Here is a 23,835-nt window from a genome sequence, read left to right on the forward strand (position 1 = left end):
CTCCTTGGGACGGTCGCCGCAGCGACGCAACTCAGCGTGTGAGGTGCAAAAACTGCAGATGACGCTCGTATTGATCGATGATGTCGTTGATGATTTGTTCGCGGCTGTAGCCGACCAGGTCGTAGTCCTGACTGCCTTCGTACAGATAGACTTCGGCGCGGTAATAGCGCTGGTTGCGGAAACGCTGCGCCACAAACGACGGAGTCAGATATCCGCGCATCACCACCTGGTAGCGGAAGCCTTGTTGTTCGCCGTGATCGACACTGATTTCCATGTCGCCGTCGTCGACCCGGCTGCTGACCTTCCAGCCTTCTTCCTGCAACTGTGCGGCCACCGCTTCGATCGCCGGGCGCACCTGGTCGTGCATGAAGCGGTAGACCTCATCGCGCGCCGGGAAGTGCATCGCCTGGCCCAGGCGCTGGCGCCAGCCACCGTGATGACGCGATTGCCCGATGAGCGGGCTGGGGCTGTAGAGCTGCGCACGTTTGCGCTGCGATTCTTCGCTCAGCGCGCGCGACAGGCCCCACGCCATCAGCAGCAACACCGCAGAAAACGGCAGCGATGCCAATACCACCGCCGATTTCAGCGCGTCCATGCTACCGGCCAGCAATAAACCTGCAGTGACCACGGCGGTGAGCACGCCCCAGAACACGCGCAGCCAGCGCGGGCCGTCGTCGTGCGGCTCGCCGCCGTGCGAGGACAGCGTGGACAGCACCACGGTGCCGGAGTCGGCAGAGGTGACAAAGAACACGAAGCTGATCGCCACCGTCACCGTGATTACGGTGCGGCTCCACGGGTAGTTTTGCAGCAGCGAGTACAGCACCGTCTGCGGCGCATCGATGGCCTGTTGCGCCAATGCGCCCTGGCCATGGTGCAGCAACTGATCCAGCGCGCTATTGCCGAAGATCGACAACCACGCCAGGGTGAATCCCAGCGGGATCAGCAACACGCCCAGCACGAATTCGCGAATGGTGCGGCCGCGCGAGATGCGCGCGATGAACAAGCCGACGAAGGGTGCCCAGCCGATCCACCACGCCCAGTAGAACACCGTCCAGTTGCCCAGCCAGTCGGCACGGCCGCCATAGGCATAGACGTCGAAACTCTTGCCGACCACGCTGCCCAGGTAGTCGCCCAGGTTCTGCATCAAGGCATTGAGCAGGTATTGCGTTGGGCCGGCAAACAGCATGAACAACAGCAGCGCGATCGCCAGCAGCATGTTGATGTCCGACATCCAGCGCACGCCTTTTTCGACGCCGGACACTGCCACCACAATCGCCGCGCCCATCATCGCCACGATCAGTGCGACCTGCACCCAATGCGTGTGCGGCACATCGAACAAGGTGCTCAGCCCGGCATTGAGATGCAGCACGCCAAAGCCCATGTCCGCACCGATGCCGAACACCGTCGCCACGATGCCCAGCGCATCCACGGTGTAGCCGATCGGCCCATTGATGCGCTTGCCGATCAGTGGATACAGCGCCGAGCGCAATGCCAGCGGCAGGTTGTGGCGAAAGGCGAAATACGCCAGCGCCATGGCCGCCAGCGCGAACACGCCCCAGCCGTGCAGGCCCCAATGCAGAAACAGCAACTGCATGGCCTGACGTGCGGATGCTTCACCGCTGCCGGTGCCACCCTGGGGCGGCTGCAGATAATGGGTCAGCGGTTCGGACACGCAGAAGAAGAACAGCGTGATGCTGATACCGGCCGCGAACAACATGCCGGCCCAGGAGAGATAGCTGAATTCCGGTTCGTCGTGATCGGCGCCGAGCTTGATGTTGCCGTAACTGGAGAGCGCAGTGCCCAGCACGAACACCAGATACAGCGTCATCGCCAGCAGGTAGTACCAACCGACATTGCGCGAGGCCCAGGTCTGCGCATCCAGCAGCACGCGGCCTGCGTCCAGCGGAAACAGCGCAACCAGCAAGGCGAATGTGCACACCACCGTCGCCGCCAACAAAAACACCGGCCGCAAGGTGCGCACCGGCAACGGCTGCGGTTCGACTGCACTCATACCGACGCACTCATAGGATGCGTATCACGTGACGTGCTCCCAACGAAAAACCGCCTGCGTTATCGCACAGGCGGTGTCTAGGGGGTGTCGTCGGTCGAGTTCGCCAGTGCGAACCCGTCGGCACTTTGCGTGCGCTAGCGCAGCAACTGCAGCGGGACGCGGATGTCCATGCCCACTGCCAGATGATCGGAGAACGCGGCAGGAATCGCTTCGGTGTGCTCGATCACCAGACTGTCGCTGACCAGGATATGGTCGATCGCCCGGTCCGGGCGCCAGCTTGGGAAGGTGTGCACCACGCAGCTCGGCGGCTGCAATCGCGTATGCCGATACAACGCCTGCATCTCCGGCCGGTCGGCCACGCAGTTGAAGTCGCCCATCAGCATCGCGTTGGGATGCTCGGACAGCAGCTCGGCGATGAAGGCCAACTGGGCCATGCGCGAATTGGCGCCCAGCGACAGATGCGCCACCGCCACCGCCAGCCCATCGCGGCCTTGCCCGAACTTGGCCAGCAGGATGCCGCGTCCGCCGATGCGGCCGGGCAGGGCGTGGTCCTGGACTTCCAGCGGTTCCAGCTTGCTCAGCAAGCCGTTGGCACTGGACGCCACCCCGCCCATGCGGCGGTTGGGCTGGTGGCTCCAGTAGTGGAAGCCGGCACGCTCGGCCAGATAGTGGGTCTGGTTGGTGAAGCCCGAGCGCAGGCTGCCTGGATCGGCCTCCTGCAGGCCGACAATGTCGCGGTCGCCGGCCAGCTTGGCGATGCTGTCCAGGCTGGTGCGTTTGGCCCCCAGCGGTAACGCGTGCGACCAGCTGCGGGTGACGTAGTCGCTGTAACGGCGGGTGCTGGAGCCGGCCTGGATATTGGCGGTCAGCACCCGCAGGGTGCGCGAGTCCGAAGCGTTCACGATGCGGCGGTCGCCCCGATCACTTGGCCAGCGTGGCGCGTTCGCGCGCGATCAGGTGATCGGCGATGCGCAGCATGTCCGGGAAGCTCTTGCCCTTGACCAGGTACTTGCCGTTGACGATCAGCGACGGCGTGCCGGTGATCTGGCTACGGGTAGCGAACTGCTTGGCGCGGTTGGTCTTGGCCGAGACGCCGAAGCTGCTCATGGTGTCGATGAAGGTCTTCTGGTCCACGCCGTACTTGGCGTAGAACGCGGCGATGTCCTGCACCGAATCCTTGCCGCGCTCGCCCTTGAGGGTCTGGTCGACGTGGATGGCCTTGTACAGCGCTTCATGGGTCTTTTCCTGCACGCCCAGCGTCTCGGCGGCGTAGAACGCGCGCGCATAGTCATCCCACGGGCCACCGAACATCGCCGGGACGTAGACGAAATGCACGTCCGACGGCAGGCCGGCCTTCCACGGCCCGATCAGCGGCTGGAACGCGTTGCAGGCCGGGCAGACATAGCCGAACACCTCGGCCACTTCGATCTTGCCGGCAGCCTGCTGGTACGGCTGGGCTGCCTGGATGTCCACATAGTCGGTGCCGGCGACCGGCTCGGGGCCGTTCGGTGCGCGCGGGGCGGCGCTGGGCGCGGCGGCCGGCGGCGTGGTGGCGCTTTCGCCAACCGCAGGCGGGGCGGCCGGATCGGCAGCCGGGGCAGCGGCGGGTGCAGGCGCCGTCTCGGCAGCCGGCGTAGCGGCGGCAGGTGCGGTGTCGGACGAACCGTCCTGGGCCTTGCAGGCGACCAGGATCGGCAGCAGCGCCATCAGCGTCAGGGCGAAGCGGGTCTTCATCGGATTGGATCTCCAGCGTGGGGCGAGGAAAGGGCCGGACGGCCGCGGGGCGCATGATGCCACGGGCCGCCGTCGGTGGCGGTTACGCGGTTCAGCGCTTGGCAGCTGCGGCGTGCTCGCGGGCGATGAGGTAGTCGGCCACGCGCAGCATGTCCGGGTAATTGCGCGCGCCGATCAGGTAGCGCCCGTTGACGATGATGGCCGGGGTGCCGGGCAGCTTGCTGCGCTTGGCGAAGTCGCGCGCGGCATCCAGCTTGGCGTCCACCGCCTGGCTTTTGTAGGTCTCGACGAAGCGCTGCTGCGGCACGCCGTAGTCGGCGTAGAACGCCGCCAGTTCTTCCGGTGCCACGTTCTGGGAAGGCACGCTCTGCTTTTCGTGGATGGCGTCGAACATGGCGCGGTGGCTGCGCTTGGCCACGCCGAGGATGTCGGCGGCGAAGTACGCGCGCGCAAATGCGTCCCAGAACCCGCCGAAAGCGGCCGGCACCGGGGTGAAGCGCACATAGGACGGTTGCTTGGCCGCCCAGGCTTCCAGCGTCGGCTCGAAGTGCGCGCAATGCGGGCAGGTGTAGCCGAACACTTCCACCACTTCGACCTTGCCGGCCAGCGGCGCATACGGCTGGCCGCCGTCGATCAGGGTGTAGTCCTCGCCTTCGACCGGCGGCGCCGTCTTGTCTGCGGCGCAGGCCACCAGTGGCACCAGGATCAACAACAGCAGGGACAGGCGGGAAAGCAGATTCATGCAGGCTCCGTGGGGATCTCAAGAGGGGGCGGGAAACGACGACGCCGGTCGCGGGACCGGCGTCGTGACACGGTGGAGCAGGTGGGCGCCTCAGCTCATGAGCGCGCCGGTGTCCCGGCAGGCGTCTGTGCAGCGGCGGCATCGTCGGCGCGGTCGTGCAGACCTTGCAGATAGCTGGACAGCGCCTGGATCTCCTGCTCGCTCAGCGGGCGTGCCACCTGCGCCATGATATTGAACAGCGCCGGATTGCGCTCCTGGGTGGTGCCGGCCTGGTAGTCCTTCAGGCGCCGCGCCACGTAGTCGGCATGCTGGCCACCCAGGCGCGGATACGCCGGGCCCGGATTGCCGCCACCGGACGGGCCGTGGCACGCCATGCAGGCCGGCACGCCGCGCGCGATGTCGCCACCGCGGTAGAGCTTTTCGCCGACCTCGTAGAACTTCATGCCCTGATACGGGCCCTCGGCGATCACTGCGTCGTCGGCGACCCCGGCGGACGCCTTCTGGGTGGCGAAGTAGGCGCCCAGGTCGCGCATGTCCTGCGCGGTGAGGTCCTTGACGAACGGCACCATCACCGCCGACATCCCGCTATTGCGCTCGCCGCTGGCGATCAGGGCCACCTGATGCGCAACGTAGCGCTCGGTTTGCCCGGCGATGCGCGGGTACATGGCCACCGCCGGATTGCCGTCGGGGCCGTGGCAGGCGGCGCAGGCGGCCGCCTTTGTCTGCCCGGCCTTGGCATCGCCCCAGGTGGTCTTGGCCAGATCCACCTCCAGCGGCGCAACGCGCACGGGCGGTGGATCGGGGATCGGCGTGACCGCCGATTGCGCAAACGCCACGGCGGCAATGACCGGCACGGCGAGGGCGGTGAGGACTAGCACACGAGCATGGCGCATCAGCTAAAGCTCCGTATGGACCCGGCCCGCGCGCGTTGGGTGCTGGCAGTGGCAGGCATGCTTCGATTATCGACACGCCTTTGCGCCAGGGTCAACGAACAGTGCAGCAAAACCGCCGGGCCCGAACGTGCGATCCTAGTGAGATGTCGCTCCTTATCGAACAAGCCCGCTACCACCTGTCCGCCCATAACGCCCGGCAATTGCCCGACGATGGCGGTTACGAGGTGGCCTTCGCCGGCCGCTCCAACGCCGGAAAATCCAGCGCACTCAATGCGCTGACCCGCCAGAACGCGCTCGCCCGCGTGTCCAAGACCCCCGGCCGCACCCAGCAGCTGGTGTTCTTCCAGATCCAGCCCGAGCGCTATCTGGTGGATCTGCCCGGTTACGGCTACGCCAAGGTGCCGCAGGACCTGCAGGCGCACTGGCAGGCCTTCATCGACCGCTATTTCCGCACCCGCGAGGCGCTGCGCGGCCTGGTGGTGGTGATGGATATCCGCCATCCGCTCAAGGATTACGACCTGCAGATGCTCGGCTACGCCGCCGAACGCGGCCTGCCCGCGCACGGGTTGCTGACCAAGGCCGACAAGCTCGGCCGTGGCCAGCAGATGCAGACCCTGCAGAAGGTGAAGAAGGAAGTGACCTCGCGCTTCGGCGACAGCGTGACCGTGCAGACCTACTCCGGCGAATCGCGCCAGGGTGTGGACGAACTGCGCGGCATCGTCGGCGGCTGGCTGGGCCTGGGTGTGGAAACGCCCGCGGCCGAGTGATGCCTGGCGGCCGCCACGGCCGCGTCCCTTTGATGCGATGCAAGACGGCGAGCCAGTGCTCGCCGTCTTCGTGTGTGGTGGTCGGTACGGGCCTGTCGGCAGCCAGGGTCGACCGGTGTACCGGTTGCGGCCGGCTGGCACACAGGCGGAGCGGTGGACTGCGGTGATGCGCACTGCGGCCCATCCTGCGGCATGCGCATGGATGGAAATCTCAGACCCGGCCGATGGCGGCAATACTTGCATGCCCTGCGGGTATAGTGCGGGCCTTGCGGTGGCTGGGAAGTATCCCCACATCGTTCCACCCCTTCACGTTTGCGAGCCTGCCCTTGTCGAGTCCCAGCCACGTTGCCGAAACGCCGATTACCGAACGCGCGGAACTGGTCCAGGTACTGGCCTCCGGCGAGAAGCCCAGTGCGGACTGGCGGATCGGGACTGAGCACGAGAAGTTCGGCTTCCAGCTCGATGACCTGCGCGCGCCCACCTTCGAAGGCGCGCGTGGCATCCAAGCCTTGCTGACCGGGTTGACCCGTTTCGGCTGGGAGCCGGTGCAGGAAAACGGCCACACCATCGCGCTGCTGCGCGACGGCGCCTCGGTGACGCTGGAGCCGGCTGGCCAGCTGGAACTGTCCGGCGCGGCAGTGGAAACCCTGCACGACACCTGCGTGGAAACCGGCACCCATCTGGACGAAGTGGCCCAGGTGGCCGGCGAGTTGCAGCTTGGGTTCCTGGGCATGGGCTTCCAGCCCAAGTGGCGGCGCGACCAGATGCCGTGGATGCCCAAGGGCCGCTACCAGATCATGAAGAACTACATGCCCAAGGTCGGCTCGCTCGGCCTGGATATGATGACGCGCACCTGCACGGTGCAGGTCAATCTGGATTACGCCACCGAAGCGGACATGGTGCAGAAGTTCCGCGTGTCGCTGGCGTTGCAGCCGATCGCCACCGCCTTGTTTGCCGATTCGCCGTTCACCGAGGGCAAGCCCAACGGCTACCTGAGCTATCGCTCGCACATCTGGACCGATACCGACGCCGATCGCACCGGCATGCTGGATTTCGTGTTCGAAGACGGCTTTAGCTACGAGCGGTATGTCGATTACCTGCTCGATGTGCCGATGTATTTTTCGTATCGCAACGGCGTCTATGTCGATGCCAGCGGGCAGAGCTTCCGCGATTTCATGCAAGGCAAGCTGCCGGCATTGCCGGGTGCGTTGCCGACGCTGCGCGACTGGTCGGACCACATGACCACCGCGTTTCCGGAAGTGCGCCTGAAGAAATATCTGGAAATGCGTGGCGCCGATGCCGGCCCGTGGAATCGCCTGTGCGCGTTGTCGGCGTTCTGGGTGGGCCTGTTGTACGACCAGACCGCGCTCGATGCGGCCTGGGACCTTGTCAAGGATTTCAGCCCGACCGAACGCCACGCCTTGCGCGACGGCGTGCCCAAGCACGCGCTGGGCCTGCCATTCCGCAACGGCACCGTGCGCGACCTGGCGGTGGAGGCAGTCAACATCGCCCGCGAAGGCCTGCGCCGACGCGCGCGCTTGAATGGCGATGGCCAGGACGAAACCGGCTTTGTCGACGTGATCGCCGAGATTGCCGAAAGCGGCGTCACTGCCGCCGAGCGCAAGCTGGCGCTGTATCACGGCGCCTGGAACGGCGATATCGACCGTGTATTCCGCGAGTTTGCGTACTGATTGAGTGATGTGCGGTCGACTGCGCGCCGTGATGCGGCGCGTGTTGCTGTGGGTCAGTGCGTGAGCGGTTAGCTGTCGGCAGTGAAGCCCTGGTTGTGTGCGGCTTCCACCCTGGGGCCCTGATGCGCACGGTCGCGCGCATTCTCCGCGTGGGTGACCGACGAGCGCGTTACCGACCCTGGCTCGGCGCGACAGCCTGGTAGCTAGGGGAATGCGTTGCCCCGTGATGCGCGCGATGAGGCCACTGCTGGTCGTGCGCGCTGATCCCTTGTCCCCGTCGGTTCCTGTCTGCGCTCAGCGCCGCTCCGGCATGCACGGCAGGCGCACCGTTACGCGCAGCCCGCCATGGGCGCGGTTGTCCAGGCGCAGGTCGCCGCCATGCGCCAGCACGATGCTATGCGCCACCGACAAGCCCAGGCCGATGCCGCCGGTACCACGGTTACGCGAAGACTCGCCACGCACGAACGGCAGCAACAGTTGTTCGCGCTGGGTGGGGTCGATGCCGGGGCCGTCGTCGTCGATCCACAGCACACCATCCTCACCATCGCGGGTGAGCTGCAGGCGCGCGCACTTGCCGTATTTCAGGGCGTTTTCAAGCAGATTCATCAGCGCGCGGCGCAATGCCAGCGGGTCGCCGTCCAGGGTGATGGTCGGGCCGGGCAGCAGCACCGCGTCGGCGCCGATATCGGTGGCGTTGTCGACCACGCTCTCCACCAGCAGGCGCAGATCCAGCGGCGCGCGTTCGCCGCGATGGCGATCGTTCTGGATGAAATCCAGCGCCGCGGAAATCATCGCCTTCATTTCGTCGATATCGGCCAGCGCCTTTTCGCGCAGTGGCGGTTGCAGGCCGTCCAGTCGAAACGACAGCCGCGCCAGCGGCGTGCGCAGGTCGTGCGCGATGGCCGCCACCATGTGGGTACGTTCGTTGATCAGCCGGTTCAGACGCCCCTGCATCGCATTGAACGAATCGGCGGCGCGGACGATCTCCGGCGGGCCGCTGCGTTGCAAGGCGGCGGCGTGGGGATTGCGGCCCAGCCGGTCGGCGGCTTCGGCAAAGCGCTTGATCGGCGCCGACAGTGCGCGCGAGAACCACCATGCCAGCGGCACATTGGCGAGCAGGCCGGCCAGGAACAGCAGCACGATATGGGTCTTGAACTCAGCCGACAGCCGCCGTCGCGGCGACTCCACCGTGCGCCAGCGGCCATCGGGCTGCTGCAGAGCGGCGGTGAAGCCATCCAGCAGCGGCACGCCGGGGGTGAGGCGTTCGCTTTCCCAATCGTCCGGCGCCTGGTCCATGCGCAGCCCATTGCCGAACGGCGGGTCGCCAGCTGGGCGGCCGGACGCCCATTCCGGCGACATCCGTCGGATACCGTTGCTGTCCGCGGCACTGGCCGCGTGCTGCCGTCGCGGTCGGTCCGCGGCAAGCTGCGGGCTCTCGCGGTCGTCGGCACTGCGATAGAACCGCACGCGGTGCGCGTCGACATCCAGCCAGTGGGCCAGCAGCATTTCCGCGAAGGCGTCGCGCACCTGGCCAGGCGGCGCTGTTGGCACCTGCACGCTGTCGTGCACCTTGAGGGTCTGGGTGCCGGCGGGCATGCGCGTGGACAGCAGCGCCACTACTTCCGGCGGGTGCACCGGCGGCTCGTAGACGGGGGTGCGCATCACCAGCAGGGCGATGCCGATGGCCTGGGCGGTGAGCAGGGCCACCGCCAGCAGGACGAACGTGCGGGCAAAGATCGACAGCCCGCGACGTGCCGGTTTACTCACAGACGCGAGACGCCCGGCAGCAGCATGTAGCCTTCATTGCGTACGGTGCGAATCAGTTCGGTATGGACGCGCTCGTTGATCTTGCGGCGCAGGCGGCTGATCTGGCTGTCGATGGCACGGTCGTAGACGTCGGTATCGCGGCCGCGCGCATAGTCCAGCAACTGGTCACGGCTGAGCACGCGCTGTGGGTGCTCGACGAAAGTGCGCAACAGCGCGAATTCGCCGTCGGAGAGATTGATGAAGATACCGGTGGGGTCGCGCAGGTCGCGGCGCACCACGTCCAGGCGCCAGCCGGCGAATTCGTAGACGTTTCCGCGCTGGTCGGCCTGCTCGTTGCTGGCTTGGCTGCGGCGCAGCAAGGCGCGCACCCGCGCCAGCAGTTCGCGCGGGTTGCAGGGTTTGGCTAGATAGTCGTCGGCGCCCACTTCCAGGCCGATGATGCGGTCGGTGTCGTTGCCCAGCGCACTGAGCATGATGACCGCCGGCGAACCGCGTTCGCTGGCCAGGGCGCGCGCTGCGCTCAGCCCATCTTCTCCCGGCATCATCACGTCGAGTACGATGAGGTCCGGGCGGCGTTGCGCCATGCGCGTGCGCATGTCCGCCACGTTTTCGGCAACGTCCACCTGGTAGCCATGCGCGCTGAGGAACTCGCCGATCAGCTTGCGCAGGTCCGGGTCGTCGTCGACCACAAGAACGCGGGGTTGTTGCATATCCATGGGAATCATCGTCGGTGGCGCGGAGGTCGGCCCGCGCAGGGTGGTGGCTACCGGATACATGGTGCTCGCAGGTGCAAGGCTGGAACTCACATCATAAACATCAAATTTGTCAACTATTGGCACACGTGCAAGGCAACATGACGGGACGGGACATCACGCAGGACACCATCGCTTCGACACTGCGCCATCCCGATGGCGGGTGCGTGCATGACAAGGCGTTTCCGATGATGCGGGTGATCAGCCGCGATAACGGCGTGGGCCTGACCCGCGACATGGTACTGATGGCGCAGACCCTGCGCGCCGGCGGCGTGCCCGTGCAGGAGCTGGGGTTCACCAGCCAGCGGTTGCAGGACACCGGGCGCGAAGTGCGGCTATGGGCCAGTCGCGCGCTGTTCGGGCGGGTGCCGTTGCAGATCTTTTCCGAGCGCGTGTATGCGCGCTGCCTGCCGCTGGGGCAGATCAACCTGCTGGTGCCCAACCCGGAATGGCTGCTGCCCAAATGGCTGCCGTTGCTGCCGAAATTCGACGCAGTGCTGTGCAAGACCCACCATGCCGAGCGGATTTTCCAGAGCCTGGGCTGCACCACGCGTTTCATCGGCTTTACCAGCCCGGATCGCCACGATGGGCAGGTGCCGCGCCAGCGTGCGTTTTTCCATCTGGCCGGGCGCAGCACCGCCAAGGGCACCCGCGTGCTGCTGGAGACCTGGAAGCAGCATCCGGAGTGGCCGCTGCTGACGGTGGTGCAAAACCCGCGGACAGCCGGTAAACCAGTGGTGGCGCCGAATATCGATCACCGCGTGCGCTATCTCGACGATGCCGAGTTACGTCGGCTGCAGAACGCACACCTCTTCCACATCTGTCCCTCCGAGGCCGAAGGCTTCGGCCACTACCTGATGGAAGCGCTGAGCGTGGGTGCGGTGACCTTGGCCACCGATGGCGAGCCAATGAACGAGCTGGTCAAGCCAGAGCATGGCGTATTGATTCCGGTGGGCGACGTGCGCCAGCGACGCCTTGCGTCGTATTACTACGTGGACGCAGCGGGAATCGCGCAGGCGGTGGAGACCGCGCTCGCCATGCCGCAGGCCGCGCTGGATACGCTGTCGGCCAATGCGCGTGCGTTCTATCAGGCCAATGATGGCGCCTTTGCAGGGCGCTTCTGCAGCGCGGTACTGGCGTCTCTGCCGGAGCATGCGCCGCAACATGCTGTCTGCATCGCGCCGGTGGTGGTCGATCGTTGAGGGATTGACGCGCTTGTCAGCGCTTGTGGTCGTTACCACTGCATGCCGTTGCTCATCAACGGCATGCGCATCTTCCTCGTGCGCGGGTTCAAGTGGAGGCTGCCATCGAAAGGTTGCAGCGTTACTGACGCTGCGCAGTTGACCCCGCTATTCGATCGCGCCGGCGCGCTGCCAGGCTTGCTTGGTACTCATAGTCACGGCGTCGAATGCATGCAATGTACGACCGATTAGTCGCCGGCTAGGTACAGCGCAGCGATACCGAAATCCAATGGCAACGAATCGATCAATCACTCCTATTGCACCACTCACGGCGCGGTCGTTTCGCTGTGCAGCTCCGCAATGCAGGGCGACACAAATAGATTGCCGCTATATGCGCCTGCCAGCGTCCTGGCCGCGACGACTGCCCAGACCACACCAAGCACGGCCACCAGGGCGACGCCGAGTAGATTGAAGAACATCAGCTGCACTAGCGCGCCAAGTTTCAAGGTGGCCACGGCGTAGACGCCAAGTGGAAAGGTGAAACCCCACCAGCCTAGATTGAACGGCACCTCGGCACGGAAATAGCGTGCGGTGATCAGCACCGACAGCAGCAGCCACCAGGCGCCGAGGCCCCAGAACAGCACGCCGCCGATCACGCCGATGCCCGCCGCGATCTGCCCGAGCTCGGCCAGCCCGTGTGCAGCGAAGATCGCCGGGGCGTCGGCGCCCATCACCAGCATGCCCAGCGCACCGGTCGCGATCGGGCCAAGCGACAACCAGCTCGATGCCGCCATGCTGGCCGGCGGTAGCTGATGCAAGGCCATGCGCAGCAGCAGGATGACCAGGATGCTCATCGCCACCGGCACCGAATACGCCCACAACGCATAGCTGGCAATCAGCACCGCGAACCGGCTGCCTGCATCGGCAAGGTGCGGAGCCAGCAGCCCGCCGCTGGCCGCCGCCACTTCGGCCGCCACCACCGGCAACAGCCACACCGCGGTCATCTGCTCGATGCGGTGCTGCTGCCGGGTGAACATCAGATACGGCACGCCCACTCCGCAAGCCACAGCCATCGCCACATCCGCCCACCACAGGGCCTCGGCTAGCGGCAGCACGGCGCTGCCCCAACGTGGCATGCCGTATAGCAACAGGCCGTTGATGATGGTCGCCAGGCCCATCGGGATGGTGCCCAGGAACATCGACGCGCTGGCGTGCCCGAAGATCCGTCTGGCTTCATCGAAGAACAGCACCCAGCGCGCGGCATACAGCAGCGTAAAGACGACAAACAGCGCAACGTTGCACATCCACAGGCGCGCGCCGATCGCCGCCAAGCCTGGAACAGGCCACGGCAGTTGCCCGAGCGCCAGGGCAAAAATGCCGGTGCCCATGGTGACGGCGAACCAGCTCGGGGTGAATTGACGGATGACCTCACGCGGGCCGGACAGTGCCTTGAAGGGGCGCAGCCACTGGGTGACTGGTAGTGCAGTGACGGTAGACATGGCGGCATGTGACGCAATGGGGAGGGCAGTGGCAACAGTGTCGAGCGTCAGTCCATAGCTGTAAAACGGGTAATATCGTTATTGAATACTTGTAAGGCAGGTAGATTGTGCGTCTGACGCTGCGGCAACTTCAGATCTTTTGCGCCATTGCCCAGCATGGCAGCACTACCAGTGCCGGACTGGTGGTGGCGTTGTCGCAGTCGGCCACCAGCGCAGCGCTCAATGAGCTGGAGCATGCGTTGGGCACGCAGTTATTCGATCGCGTCGGCAAACGCCTGGTGCTCAACGATGTCGGCACCGCGCTGCTGCCGCAGGCGCGCAAGCTGCTCGATGGCGCACACGAGATCGAAGCGGGCTTCGAACCGGGCACCGCTGTCGCTACAGGTCGCTTGAAGATCGGTTGCAGCACGACGATCGGCAATCATGTGTTGCCGCTGGTGCTGCATGCGCTACGCAAGCAGGCGCCAGCGCTGCGCGTGGATATGGAAAGTGCCAATAGCAGCGCCATCGCGCGCAAGGTGGCCAACTTCGAGTTGGACATGGGGTTGATCGAAGGGCCCAGCCATTTGCCGGAGCTGCGTGCGGAGCCCTGGTTGCTGGACGAACTGCTGGTCGTGGTCGGTCGCCGGCATGCGTTGGCCAAGCAGCCCAAGGTCGCGCTGGCCGACCTGCGCGACGCCGACTGGCTGTTGCGCGAGCCGGGCTCGGGCACGCGTGAAGAGGTCGAGCAGTTGCTGCTGCGGCATCTGCATGCGTTGTCCGATACCCGCCAGATCGGTAGCTCGGAAGCGATCAAGAACATGGTGGTGCAGGGCCTGGGTGTGAGTTGCCTGTCGCGCTGGGTGGTGGATGAGCTGATCGCAACGAAGAAGTTGAAGCCGCTGAGCGGCGGGCTGCCGCGACTGACCCGGCGGTTCTTTCTGATCGCGCATCGCGACAAGTTTTTTTCGCCGAATCTGCAGCGCTTTCACGACGCCTGCCTGCAGTTCAAGCTGGAGCGGGGCGAGCCTGCGCACCGTTAGGCATCGGCCATGCGCTGCTGCGCAATCGCGTGCGGCAATGCAGCAGGGTGATGCGCGCAGCAACGCCTGGATGTGACGCGAAGGCAGCGCGGTAATGATGTGAGTGCGGTCACTTTCTGTTGCGTGCAGTGTGCGTATCGACTGCTCAACAGCCCTCGGCATCGCTTTTTCCATACAGATGCCTATACTGCCCCCCAGTATCTTGGGTCGAGGGCCGGCATGCCGCATTCGCCGCTGGAAAAGAAACGCGCACTGGCGCGGGTACGGCGGTTGCGTGGGCAGTGCGATGCACTTGAGCGTGCGTTGCAGTCGGGCGCAGACTGCGCCCCAGTGCTACAGCAGATCGCCGCGATCCGGGGGGCAGTGAATGGGCTGATGTCGCAGGTGCTTGAAGCGCATATCCGTGAAGACTTCGGGCATGCCGCTGCGTCCGATGCACAACGCGCCGAGCGGGTACAGGACTTGCTCGGCCTGGTCCGGTCTTACCTCAAATGAACTCCCACCGGGCCGGCGCATGCCGCGCCCGTCCTCGAACATCCTCGTCAGGAGCGCTATCCCAATGAAATCCCGTGCAGCAGTCGCATTCGGACCCGGCAAGCCGCTGGAAATCGTCGAGATCGACGTCGCACCGCCGAAGGCCGGCGAAGTGCTGGTCCGCATCACCCACACCGGCGTGTGCCATACCGATGCCTTCACGCTGTCCGGCGATGACCCGGAAGGTATCTTCCCGTCGGTGCTGGGCCACGAAGGCGGCGGCATCGTCGAGCAGATCGGCGAAGGCGTGACCAGCGTCAAGGTCGGCGACCACGTGATCCCGCTGTACACGGCCGAATGCCGCAAGTGCAAATTCTGTCTGTCCGGCAAGACCAACCTGTGTCAGGCCGTGCGTGCCACTCAGGGCAAGGGCTTGATGCCGGACGGCACCACGCGCTTCTCCTACAACGGCGAGCCGATCTTCCACTACATGGGCTGCAGCACCTTCAGCGAATACACCGTGGTGCCGGAAATCTCGCTGGCGGTGGTCAATCCCGAAGCGCCGCTGGAAAAGGTCTGCCTGCTTGGCTGCGGCGTCACCACCGGCATCGGCGCGGTGCACAACACCGCCAAGGTCAAGCCGGGCGAAAGCGTGGCTGTCTTCGGGCTGGGCGGCATTGGTCTTGCGGTGATCCAGGGCGCGGTGCAGGCCAAGGCCGGGCGCATCCTGGCCATCGATACCAACCCGGGCAAGTTCGACCTGGCGCGCAGCATGGGCGCCACCGATTGCATCAACCCGAAGGACTACGACAAGCCGATCCAGGAAGTCATCGTCGAGTTGACCGACGGTGGCGTGGATTTCAGCTTCGAGTGCATCGGCAACGTCAACGTGATGCGTTCGGCGCTGGAGTGCTGCCACAAGGGCTGGGGCGAGAGCGTCATCATCGGCGTGGCTGGTGCAGGCCAGGAAATCAGTACCCGTCCGTTCCAGCTGGTGACCGGCCGCGTGTGGCGCGGCTCGGCCTTCGGTGGTGTCAAGGGACGTACGCAATTGCCGGGTATGGTGGAGCAATCGATGAAGGGCGAGATCGATCTGGACCCGTTCATCACCCACACCATGCCGCTGGAAGAGATCAACGAGGCCTTCCATCTGATGCATGAAGGCAAGTCGATCCGCACCGTGATTCATTTCTGACCGTACGGCCAGGATCGGCGCGCGGCCGCTTCCGCGCACGCAGTACCCGATACCCGGGAGGGGCATGATGACTACCGTGTCGATTCATCCTTCGGTGGACAGTGGAGTAGCGCGTGGGGCGGCCGGCGGCTTTGCAGGGGGAACCCTGCAATGCCATTGCGCCAGCGACAAGGTAACCGTGGACGTGGCGGCGCAGACCGCGCACAACCACGCTTGCGGCTGCAGTAAATGCTGGAAGCCGGAAGGGGCGACCTTTTCCGTGATCGCGGTGGCGCCGCGCGACAAGATCACGGTGACCGCACATGCGGAGAAGCTCAAGATCGTCGATGAAAGTGCAACGATCCAGCGGCATGCGTGCACCGGCTGCGGTGTGCACATGATCGGCCGCATCGAGAAAAAGGATCACGCGTTCTACGGTCTGGATTTCATCCACACCGAACTGTCGCAGCAGTCGGGCTGGTCGCCGCCGGGCTTTGCGGCGTTCGTGTCGTCCATCATCGAAACCGGCACGCCGCCGGAGCAGATGGAAGGCGTGCGCGCGCGGCTGACCGAGCTGGGCTTGCAGCCGTACGATTGCCTGTCGCCGGGGTTGATGGACGCGTTGTCCGCCCAGGTGGCGCGTCAGAAGGGTCTGCTGCACTGACCCACCCGCCGCGCAGCCGGTGACGCCGGCTGCGCGGTCTTCTTTCGAAGGAATTCCATGGAACGTATCGAACACCGCGCCTGCTTCGGCGGTTGGCAGGACGTGTACCGGCATCAATCGCAGGCCTTGGATTGCAGCATGACGGTAGGGGTGTATCTGCCGCCGCAGGCCGCCGAGGGTCCGTTGCCGGTGCTGTACTGGCTCAGTGGCCTGACCTGCACCGAACAGAACTTCATCGGCAAGGCCGGCGCGCAGCGCTACGCGGCCGAACACGGCGTGATCGTCGTGGCGCCGGACACCAGCCCGCGTGGCGACGATGTGGCCGACGCGGAGGGCTACGACATCGGCAAGGGCGCCGGTTTCTATGTCGATGCCACGCAGCAGCCGTGGGCAGCGCATTACCGCATGTACGACTATGTGGTGAACGAGTTACCGGCGTTGATCGAAGCGACATTCGCCACCACCGGTGCGCGTGCGATCAGCGGCCACTCGATGGGCGGCCATGGCGCATTGACCATCGCGTTGAAGAATCCGGGCCGCTATCGCAGCGTGTCTGCATTTTCGCCGATCGTGGCGCCGAGCCAGGTGCCGTGGGGCGAGAAGGCGTTTGGGCACTATCTGGGCGACGATCGCGACAGCTGGAAGGCGTATGACGCCACCGCGTTGATCGCACAGGCTCAGGAGCGTTTGCCGCTGTTGATCGATCAGGGCGGGGCGGACGAATTCCTGGAAAACCAGCTGAAAACCGGGTTGTTCGAAGACGCTGCCAAGGCGGCGGCATACCCGGTGACCGTGCGGATGCAGCCGGGGTACGACCATAGCTATTACTTCATCGCCAGCTTTATTGGCGAGCATATTGCGCATCATGCTGCGGCATTGCGTGGTTGAGTGTGCTGTTATTGCGGTTGCAAGCGACTGTGATCCGGGATGCGCTCGCCGTGGATACATGTGCACCCTGCCGCATGTGCTGCGGTCGCCACTTGCTTAGGCTTGGTGCGTAGTTCCCTTCTCCCGTCGGGAGAAGGTGCCCCGCAGGGGCGGATGAGGGTACGGGCCACAGCTTGGTGCAGAGAGTGATTGCGTGAGTGGCTTCGCGCCGTACCCTCACCCAAATCCCTCTCCCGGTGGGAGAGGGGCTTTAAGCGGCACGATGCCTCTGACCGTACCTAGCGCAGTTGCTGCGCAGCGTGTCTGCCTATCTGATACACGCCGTCAACGTACGTCGCGCATTTCCCAGTGATGGCCTGCCAGTGCCTGCATGCGCTGCTTGAACAGATCGCCAGGGATGCTGGTGGTGGCGACCAGATCGATGCGCAGATCGTCCTGCTTGCCGGTGACGGTGGCCGACGGATCGGTGATGCCCAGCGCGGGGTCCACCTCGTCCGGGTCGGCCTGCAGCTGGCGCCAGCGATCGAACCAGGCCGGGTCGCGCAGTGCGGCCTGCAACTGTTCGGCGAAGGCCTCGGCGCCGTTGGCGGTGAAGCTCACCGACGGCGCGCTGCCGCGGGCGAGCTTGGGGTCGGGCAGGCTGATCGAGTAGCTGACAGGCATGGACACACTCCGTTGAATGACGGCGGCACACTAGCCGAGGGCGGGTGAGAACGCCGTCGAAGGCCATGCGTCGTGACGCGCTTGCCTCAGGCGGAAAAACGGTGCGGTTCGGCGGCGAAGGCCACCGCCAGCGCGCCCTTGCCCACGTTGACCATGCCGGTCAGGCTCATCACGCTTTCGAACAGTTCAACGCCATGGCTCTGGCAGGCTGCCTGCAGCGCGGCATAGCCGGGCAGGGCATGCAGCTCGGCCAGCTCGCCGCCATAGCCCACGCATACGGTGGGTGTCATCAGGCCCTCGCGGAGCTTGCGCACGGTGAAGCCGAACAGCTTCTCGGCCGACGGCTCGAAGCCCTTGAGCTTGGCAACCGGTTCGGTGACGCCGCGATACGCGCGCAGCACCGGCTTGATATCCAGCGCGCTGCCCAGCGCCGCACCGATCAGCCCCACGCTGCGATCGCCCTTGGTGCGTGCACGCGCGCGCAGGTAATACAGATCGCGCGGAATCATGTAGCCGTAGGTGTGCTCGGCCAACTGTTCCAGGCGCGTGCGGATCGCTGCAACACCCTGGCCTTGCTCGCGCAGGCGCACCGCTTCCACCGCGGTGATGCCCTGGCCGGCAAACAGGTTCAAGGTATCGATCACGCGCAACGCGAAGGGCGAGCTGTGACCTGCGGCCTGGCGAATCGGCTTGTAGTCGTTGAGGATCGCGAAGCTGGCCTGCATGGCGTTGTCGTAGATCTGACTGCGCAGCTTGGAGATGGTCAGGCAGAACACGTGGTCGTAATCGATGACCAGACGCTGCAGAAACAGATCGCGGATCTGGTTGACCGAAAACGGTGTGGTTTCTGCCTCGTGGCCGCGCTCGGCCACATGCGCCTGCAAAAAGCTCAGCGTGGCTTCTTCATCGCGATGATCGGCCAGCACGGCCTCGCCGATACGGACGCTGATCGGCAGCACGATCACGTTGTTGCGTTGGATGAAGTCCTGCGGCAAATCGCACGCACTGTCCACCACGATTCCGATGCGCATCGTCGCCCCCTCCGGCTGTTGCGTCGTTTCCAACTGCGAACGCTATCGCAAAACGGTCGCCGCGCGTAGTCCAGCGGTCGGACCGGCCATGCCGGGAGGCAGCCAGTGGCACCAAAACCTGTCTATCGAAGGGCGGTTCTTTACGATGCCCGCGGTGATCTGCGCGTCGGGCGTGTGGTGACTGTGCAGATGGACACGGCATGGTCGGTCCAGGTGGATTGGCAGGGACAGCGCCTCGCACGCAGGAACAACGAGACGGCAGCGTCCGACCAGCGCAGCCTCCGGCCACCGGCGTCCACACGACGACACGGGCATGTGGCTCTGCACCATTTGCGTGCGGCGCCAGGCCACACACCTGAGCGGTACATGCTGGACCGACAGGAAGTTGGGTACGAACTGAGGACCAGGGCACGCTCGGCGTGCAAGGTAGCGCCCGCTATCGCGCTTGGCACGGCTGTCCTGCCGGAATCGCTATAGCTCCTGCCGCAGTGCCGCTGCTAGGGTCGGCCGCAACCGCTGCAGGGCGGGTCCCGGGAGCGCCGCACTGGCGCCGCCGCGCTGAACACCATGGAGAGTCCACATGCACACCACCCCATCCAACACCCTCACACAAACCGGTGCGCAGGCGCCCACCACACGGCGGCGCGCATCGCGCTGGTGGAAGGCCGCGCTGGCGATCGGCCTGGTGGCGCTGGCACCGGCGGCACTGGCCGGGCCGTACAAGATCTTTGGCAACCACTATGCGTGGGTCAATAATTTCAACGATCCCAACAACATCATCCAGGGCACCTTCGGCACCGGTAGCACGCCGGAGCTCACCGTCACCTTCAACTTCGCCGACTACAACCTGTATGGATATCCGGCGATCGTGCGCGGCTGGCACTACGACTGGAATCCGACCAGCGACAAGCTGTTTCCCAAGCAGATTTCCTCGATCAACTCGTTGCCGTTCAAGTTCAACTACAGCGCCGGCGGCACCAATCTGGCAGGCGATTTTGCCTACGACATCTTCTTCCGCTGGGACACCGCCAAGGGCAACCCGCAGCTGGAAGTGATGATCTGGGGCGACCATAACTCCTGGCCGATCGGCACGGTGACCGCCACCAAGGTGATCACTGCAGGCGGGCGCACGTTCGATCTGTGGGAGGGTTTCAACTCCGGTGCCGGCTACTACGTCTACACCTTCATCCCGACCGGCACCGCCGGCCAGCCGACGCTCAAGACCAGTGGCAATCTCAACATCGATGCCAAGCCGTTCTTGACCTGGCTGCAGAACAATCGCTCCAAGGATGGCCGCTACAACAACAGCATGTATCTGCATGCGGCCGAGGCCGGCTTTGAAGTGGTGCGCGGCAATGGTTGGGCCAAGGTCAGCGCCACGATGGATGCCAAGTAACAGCCCCTGATGAGCGGCGCATGGACCGTCAGCGACGCGGTCGGTCCATGCAGCGGTGTGTCGTTGACGATATGCACCGCCGCCCGCGCGCTGCTACCTGCACTGCTACTGGGTTCAGTCGCATCGCAACAATGACGTGGTCGTCTGTGCGGCGCATGCAACGCATGTGTCGCGCATCGGATGAGGCCACGGTGATCGGTCTGCAGGGATGTCCATGTCCGCGCCCCGTCAGTGCGCGGGCATCCGGTGCGGCGCGAAGGCGTCGTTGCGCCGGATGCATCCACGGTCATCGCCCACCCGCTGGCGTGTTGCCAGCGGGCGAGCGTGGCCCGCCTATCCATCATCGGAGTTCACCTCATGCACGTGCACGAACGTTTCCGTTTGCCCTTGCGTCGCGGCTTACTGCTGCACGCCACCACGCTGGCCTTGGTGCTGGTTGCCTCCAGCGCCAGCGCCGCGACCGGCGAGACCAAGGTTTACGGCACGCAATACGCTTACAACAATAATTTCAACGACAGCAACAACAACATCAAGGCGACATTCGGGTCTGGCAGCACGCCCAGCCTGACGGTCTCCTACAACTTGCCCAGTGGGCAGTTGTACGGTTATCCGGCCATCTGCCGCGGTTGGCATTACACGATGAACCCGGCCACCGACAGCTATTTCCCGCATCAGGTCTCGAAGGTCGGCAGCCTGAGCGGCACGCTGGCCTTCACCACCAAGGGCAGTGGGCAGACCGGCGACTTTGCCTACGATCTGTTTTTCCGCAAGGACACCAGCAAGGGCAATCCGCAGCTGGAAGTGATGATCTGGGGCGCCAACAATTCGTACCCGCTGGGCACGTTGACCGCGTCCAATGCATTCACCTCTGGCGGCGTGACCTACGATCTGTGGGAAGGCAATAACTCAGCCGCCGGCTACTACGTCTACACCTTCATCCCACATGGCAGCGCCGGCAACAGCAACGCGCTTCCGGCCAAGGGCAACCTCAATGTGGACGTCAAGGCGTTTTTGACCAGGTTGCAGACGCTACGCGGTGGCGATGGTCGCTACAGCAGCGAGCTGTATCTGCAGGTGGTGGAAGGCGGTTTCGAGGTGACCGGCGGGATGGGGACGGTCTCGCTGACCGGCTCGATTGCGGCCAAGTAAACGCGACGACTTTCCATCGATGCGATGTCGCGATGACGTAGTCGATGCATGCGTCGCACGATGTGGCGCATCTTTGTGCGCCAGCTGATGCGGCGCCTCAAAAGATGACACCAGCAGCTTGAGTCATGGTCACCACTGCACATGCGTTTGTGCAGTGGTGGTCATATAGGTGCTTCCAGGCCGCAAGCGATTTAGGGCCGCTAACAAACCTGCAATGCTCACCGCCAGGCAGGCGCGGCCGACGTTCGGTGCGGCAGGTGCCATGCGCGCACTCCGGCTATGAGCGCGCCGTCCACATCCACCTGACGACTGCTCTCTGCGTTTTTTAGCCAGTCTTGGAGCAACTAAAAACGACAGTACTCAGCGCCAGGCATGCGCGGCTGGTGCTCGGTGCGGCATGTACTCAGCCTTCACTGCGGTTCTTGGCATGCCTTACCCACCTGACCACTGCTCGCTGCGTTTTGTTGGCCGCTCCTAGAGCGCCACTAACTGGATGCTGTCGAACACCACCGCGGGGCTGAGGAAGCCGTTGTCCGGCGATCCCGATGCAAGCCCGATCTCGATGCGGTTGCTGCCGGCCTGCAGTGCCGAGGCGGGGATATCCACCTCATACAGCGTGTTGTTGCCGCGCGTGGTGCCACGGGTGATGCCGCGCGTCTTGGGTTGGTTGGGTGCGGCAGGAAGCGGGCCATTCCAGCGCGCGTTGACGGCGATCTGCGGGCGCGCGCTGACCTGCGCCAGCGGCACGAAAATACGTAGGCGATAGCTGCGGAGTTCATTGGAGGCCAAGGTGAAGTCGATGCGGCTGGGCGTGTTGATGCTGCGCCACTGCACGGCCGGAAAGCTTCCCACGCTGCTCGACCCGACGGTGTAGGTGACCGGTGTCCAGCGCATGCGCGTGTCGGAAGGGTGTGCGCGCGGCAACAACTCGGCATGGCGAAATCCGGCCGGCGTGCCGTCGAGCACACCGATCTGCCACTTCACCGTGCCCGGCAACGGCACTGCCTGCAAGGCCGCCTGCGCGGTGGCATTGGCGAATACTTCGACATCGCGTTGCGCCACTTCCAGTTCGCCTTGATACAGCGTCATGCGATAGCGGCCCGGCCGCACGCCGGCAATCTGGTAATCGCCGCTGCCGTTTGCAGTGGCCCAGTATTGCGCCTGCTCGTTGCGCAGGCCGATCACGGCCGGCTGGCCGGACAGAACGCCGCTGACCCGCCCACCCACCGCACCACGCCCGCTGCCAGCCAGATAGCCGCTCAATCCCAGCGTGGCATCGACAAAGTCGGTGCTCAGCTGCGCACTGCTCGGTGCGCCGCCATCGGTAAACAACAGGCCGTACACACCCTGCAGGCCGCCGCGAAATGCTTCGGTCTGGGTATGGTCGGAATACATGTAGTTGTAGAGCTCATGCGTTACGCGGGTTTTCTGCGTGGCGATGTCCTTGAAGAACGGACCACCAGCACTGCGCTCGCGATTGCCCATCAGCATGAACACCGCAACGCCCGAGCCGCTGACGCCATGCAGCTGGTCGTCGATCATGCGGCGCGCCGAATAGAACTTGGAGCTGGTGCGTCCGTCCGGCAGCAAAAACACGTCTTCGCCTTCGATCACGGTGCCGACATTGGAGTCGGGCTCCTGCTGCGCGGTGGGCAGCTTGGCGACGTTCAAGCGCGCGATGAAGCGCAGCTCGCCCACCGGCAGCAATGTCGGCGCGTAGGTGGCCATATAGATCGCATTACGGCCCTTGCGTGCGACGTAGTACTGGGTCAGATCGCCGGCCTTGGCCGACACCACGATCGCCCCACCCACGACGCGTGCCTCCACGTTGGCACTGCCCAGTCCCGAGGCGATATGCGAGCCCTTCGATTCGGTGGTCTGCAGCTCGTTGTCGCGGTAGCGCATCGACACGATGTCGCCGTTGTTGGCGTTGACCGAAAACACCAGCTCGGCGCCGGTGTCCACCACCACGCGGTCGCCGCTGCGGGTGAATCCGAAGGCGGCCATGGCAGGCGCGCTGACACTGCCGTACAGACACAGCGCGCATGCCAGCGTGCGCAGGATGGAGTGGCGCATGTTCAGTTCCTTAGAGCTGCTAACAAAGCTACGGTGCAACCGCCAGGCCGGTGCGGCCGGTGCTCGGAGCGGCATGTACCACTCGTACGCTCCGGTTCTGAGACACACCTGACGATTGCTCGCTACGTTGTGTTAGCCGCGTTTAGTTGAGGGGAGGACGTGGCCGTGATGCCGATGCGCGATGCTAGGCGGGCTGGACCTTGGCTGCGACCGTCGAAGATGCAGAGCGTGCGCCCGGTTCAAACTTCCGCAATGAATCTA

Annotated in this window: 21 protein-coding genes and 2 other RNA genes; 12 read left to right on the forward strand and 11 right to left on the reverse strand. The window is 64.8% G+C overall.

Annotated elements, in window-relative coordinates:
* Positions 1 to 31: 31 nt before the first annotated feature.
* The 5 genes from betT to RQH86_RS11145 all read right to left on the reverse strand — a co-directional run bounded on the left by betT (position 32) and on the right by RQH86_RS11145 (position 5,380).
* Positions 32 to 2,011 carry a choline BCCT transporter BetT gene (gene betT, locus RQH86_RS11125; protein ID WP_055848216.1) on the reverse strand — a complete coding sequence of 660 codons (1,980 nt, stop codon included), beginning with the start codon at positions 2,009 to 2,011 and terminating at the stop codon, positions 32 to 34.
* A 134-nt stretch (positions 2,012 to 2,145) separates the two neighbouring features.
* Positions 2,146 to 2,883, reverse strand: a complete 738-nt coding sequence (locus RQH86_RS11130) for an endonuclease/exonuclease/phosphatase family protein (RefSeq protein WP_055848219.1) — start codon at positions 2,881 to 2,883, stop codon at positions 2,146 to 2,148.
* Between the two features lie 49 nt (positions 2,884 to 2,932).
* Positions 2,933 to 3,745, reverse strand: coding sequence for a thiol:disulfide interchange protein DsbA/DsbL (locus RQH86_RS11135; RefSeq protein ID WP_115554600.1), 813 nt, complete (start codon positions 3,743 to 3,745; stop codon positions 2,933 to 2,935).
* A 91-nt stretch (positions 3,746 to 3,836) separates the two neighbouring features.
* Entirely contained in the window at positions 3,837 to 4,487 is a 651-nt protein-coding gene (locus RQH86_RS11140) for a thiol:disulfide interchange protein DsbA/DsbL (RefSeq protein ID WP_311238557.1), read from the reverse strand.
* Positions 4,488 to 4,582: 95 nt separating this feature from the next.
* Positions 4,583 to 5,380: a c-type cytochrome gene (locus RQH86_RS11145; protein WP_055848228.1), complete on the reverse strand. Its 798-nt coding sequence runs from the start codon at positions 5,378 to 5,380 to the stop codon at positions 4,583 to 4,585.
* A gap of 143 nt (positions 5,381 to 5,523) precedes the next feature.
* Between RQH86_RS11145 and yihA the strand changes: the two genes are divergently transcribed.
* Both yihA and RQH86_RS11155 read left to right on the forward strand, forming a co-directional pair.
* A complete protein-coding gene (yihA, locus tag RQH86_RS11150) occupies positions 5,524 to 6,147 on the forward strand; it encodes a ribosome biogenesis GTP-binding protein YihA/YsxC (RefSeq protein WP_055848231.1) in 624 nt (207 codons plus the stop codon).
* A gap of 326 nt (positions 6,148 to 6,473) precedes the next feature.
* Positions 6,474 to 7,838 carry a glutamate--cysteine ligase gene (locus RQH86_RS11155; protein WP_104615380.1) on the forward strand — a complete coding sequence of 455 codons (1,365 nt, stop codon included), beginning with the start codon at positions 6,474 to 6,476 and terminating at the stop codon, positions 7,836 to 7,838.
* A 294-nt stretch (positions 7,839 to 8,132) separates the two neighbouring features.
* Here the strand turns inward: RQH86_RS11155 and RQH86_RS11160 are convergent, their stop codons facing one another.
* Both RQH86_RS11160 and RQH86_RS11165 read right to left on the reverse strand, forming a co-directional pair.
* Entirely contained in the window at positions 8,133 to 9,605 is a 1,473-nt protein-coding gene (locus tag RQH86_RS11160) for an ATP-binding protein (RefSeq protein ID WP_311238556.1), read from the reverse strand.
* Positions 9,602 to 10,321: a response regulator transcription factor gene (locus tag RQH86_RS11165; RefSeq protein ID WP_115513884.1), complete on the reverse strand. Its 720-nt coding sequence runs from the start codon at positions 10,319 to 10,321 to the stop codon at positions 9,602 to 9,604. The genes RQH86_RS11160 and RQH86_RS11165 overlap by 4 nt, the downstream gene beginning before the upstream one ends.
* A 137-nt stretch (positions 10,322 to 10,458) precedes the next feature.
* On the opposite strand from RQH86_RS11165, the gene RQH86_RS11170 reads away from it, so the two are divergent.
* On the forward strand, positions 10,459 to 11,559 hold the full coding sequence (locus RQH86_RS11170; protein ID WP_311238555.1) for a glycosyltransferase: 1,101 nt from the start codon (positions 10,459 to 10,461) through the stop codon (positions 11,557 to 11,559).
* A 305-nt stretch (positions 11,560 to 11,864) separates the two neighbouring features.
* Here RQH86_RS11170 and RQH86_RS11175 read toward each other — a convergent pair whose 3' ends face one another.
* On the reverse strand, positions 11,865 to 13,037 hold the full coding sequence (locus RQH86_RS11175) for a TDT family transporter (RefSeq protein ID WP_311238554.1): 1,173 nt from the start codon (positions 13,035 to 13,037) through the stop codon (positions 11,865 to 11,867).
* 107 nt (positions 13,038 to 13,144) lie between these two features.
* Between RQH86_RS11175 and RQH86_RS11180 the strand changes: the two genes are divergently transcribed.
* The 5 genes from RQH86_RS11180 (at position 13,145) to fghA (ending at position 17,259) form a co-directional block, all read left to right on the forward strand.
* Positions 13,145 to 14,059 carry a LysR family transcriptional regulator gene (locus RQH86_RS11180; RefSeq protein ID WP_311238553.1) on the forward strand — a complete coding sequence of 305 codons (915 nt, stop codon included), beginning with the start codon at positions 13,145 to 13,147 and terminating at the stop codon, positions 14,057 to 14,059.
* Between the two features lie 219 nt (positions 14,060 to 14,278).
* Positions 14,279 to 14,554 (forward strand): metal/formaldehyde-sensitive transcriptional repressor, encoded by a 276-nt coding sequence (locus RQH86_RS11185; protein WP_046963271.1) that lies wholly within the window; start codon positions 14,279 to 14,281, stop codon positions 14,552 to 14,554.
* A gap of 64 nt (positions 14,555 to 14,618) precedes the next feature.
* Positions 14,619 to 15,728 carry an S-(hydroxymethyl)glutathione dehydrogenase/class III alcohol dehydrogenase gene (locus RQH86_RS11190; protein ID WP_055848253.1) on the forward strand — a complete coding sequence of 370 codons (1,110 nt, stop codon included), beginning with the start codon at positions 14,619 to 14,621 and terminating at the stop codon, positions 15,726 to 15,728.
* A 67-nt stretch (positions 15,729 to 15,795) separates the two neighbouring features.
* On the forward strand, positions 15,796 to 16,371 hold the full coding sequence (gfa, locus tag RQH86_RS11195) for an S-(hydroxymethyl)glutathione synthase (RefSeq protein WP_055850259.1): 576 nt from the start codon (positions 15,796 to 15,798) through the stop codon (positions 16,369 to 16,371).
* A 57-nt stretch (positions 16,372 to 16,428) separates the two neighbouring features.
* Positions 16,429 to 17,259 carry an S-formylglutathione hydrolase gene (gene fghA / locus RQH86_RS11200; protein WP_115513878.1) on the forward strand — a complete coding sequence of 277 codons (831 nt, stop codon included), beginning with the start codon at positions 16,429 to 16,431 and terminating at the stop codon, positions 17,257 to 17,259.
* A 324-nt stretch (positions 17,260 to 17,583) separates the two neighbouring features.
* Here fghA and RQH86_RS11205 read toward each other — a convergent pair whose 3' ends face one another.
* Together RQH86_RS11205 and RQH86_RS11210 are read right to left on the reverse strand one after the other, a co-directional pair.
* Positions 17,584 to 17,922 carry a hypothetical protein gene (locus RQH86_RS11205; RefSeq protein WP_259156458.1) on the reverse strand — a complete coding sequence of 113 codons (339 nt, stop codon included), beginning with the start codon at positions 17,920 to 17,922 and terminating at the stop codon, positions 17,584 to 17,586.
* An 86-nt stretch (positions 17,923 to 18,008) separates the two neighbouring features.
* Positions 18,009 to 18,953 carry a DegV family protein gene (locus RQH86_RS11210; RefSeq protein WP_115513876.1) on the reverse strand — a complete coding sequence of 315 codons (945 nt, stop codon included), beginning with the start codon at positions 18,951 to 18,953 and terminating at the stop codon, positions 18,009 to 18,011.
* 580 nt (positions 18,954 to 19,533) lie between these two features.
* On the opposite strand from RQH86_RS11210, the gene RQH86_RS11215 reads away from it, so the two are divergent.
* From RQH86_RS11215 to RQH86_RS11225, 3 genes are all read left to right on the forward strand, one after another.
* A complete protein-coding gene (locus RQH86_RS11215; RefSeq protein WP_115528905.1) occupies positions 19,534 to 20,349 on the forward strand; it encodes a cellulase in 816 nt (271 codons plus the stop codon).
* A 357-nt stretch (positions 20,350 to 20,706) separates the two neighbouring features.
* Complete coding sequence (locus RQH86_RS11220; protein ID WP_238151853.1) at positions 20,707 to 21,498, forward strand: cellulase; 792 nt, start codon at positions 20,707 to 20,709, stop codon at positions 21,496 to 21,498.
* A 255-nt stretch (positions 21,499 to 21,753) separates the two neighbouring features.
* Positions 21,754 to 21,829, forward strand: a non-coding RNA gene (locus RQH86_RS11225) — sX9 sRNA.
* 143 nt (positions 21,830 to 21,972) lie between these two features.
* On the opposite strand, the gene RQH86_RS11230 is transcribed toward RQH86_RS11225, so the two are convergent.
* Entirely contained in the window at positions 21,973 to 23,574 is a 1,602-nt protein-coding gene (locus tag RQH86_RS11230; protein WP_311238552.1) for a rhamnogalacturonan lyase B N-terminal domain-containing protein, read from the reverse strand.
* Between the two features lie 73 nt (positions 23,575 to 23,647).
* Between RQH86_RS11230 and RQH86_RS11235 the strand changes: the two genes are divergently transcribed.
* Positions 23,648 to 23,712, forward strand: a non-coding RNA gene (locus RQH86_RS11235) — sX9 sRNA.
* Positions 23,713 to 23,835 lie beyond the last annotated feature (123 nt).

This window comes from Xanthomonas sp. WCS2018Noco2-27 (assembly GCF_031843525.1).
In the GTDB taxonomy this organism is placed as follows: Bacteria; Pseudomonadota; Gammaproteobacteria; order Xanthomonadales; family Xanthomonadaceae; genus Xanthomonas.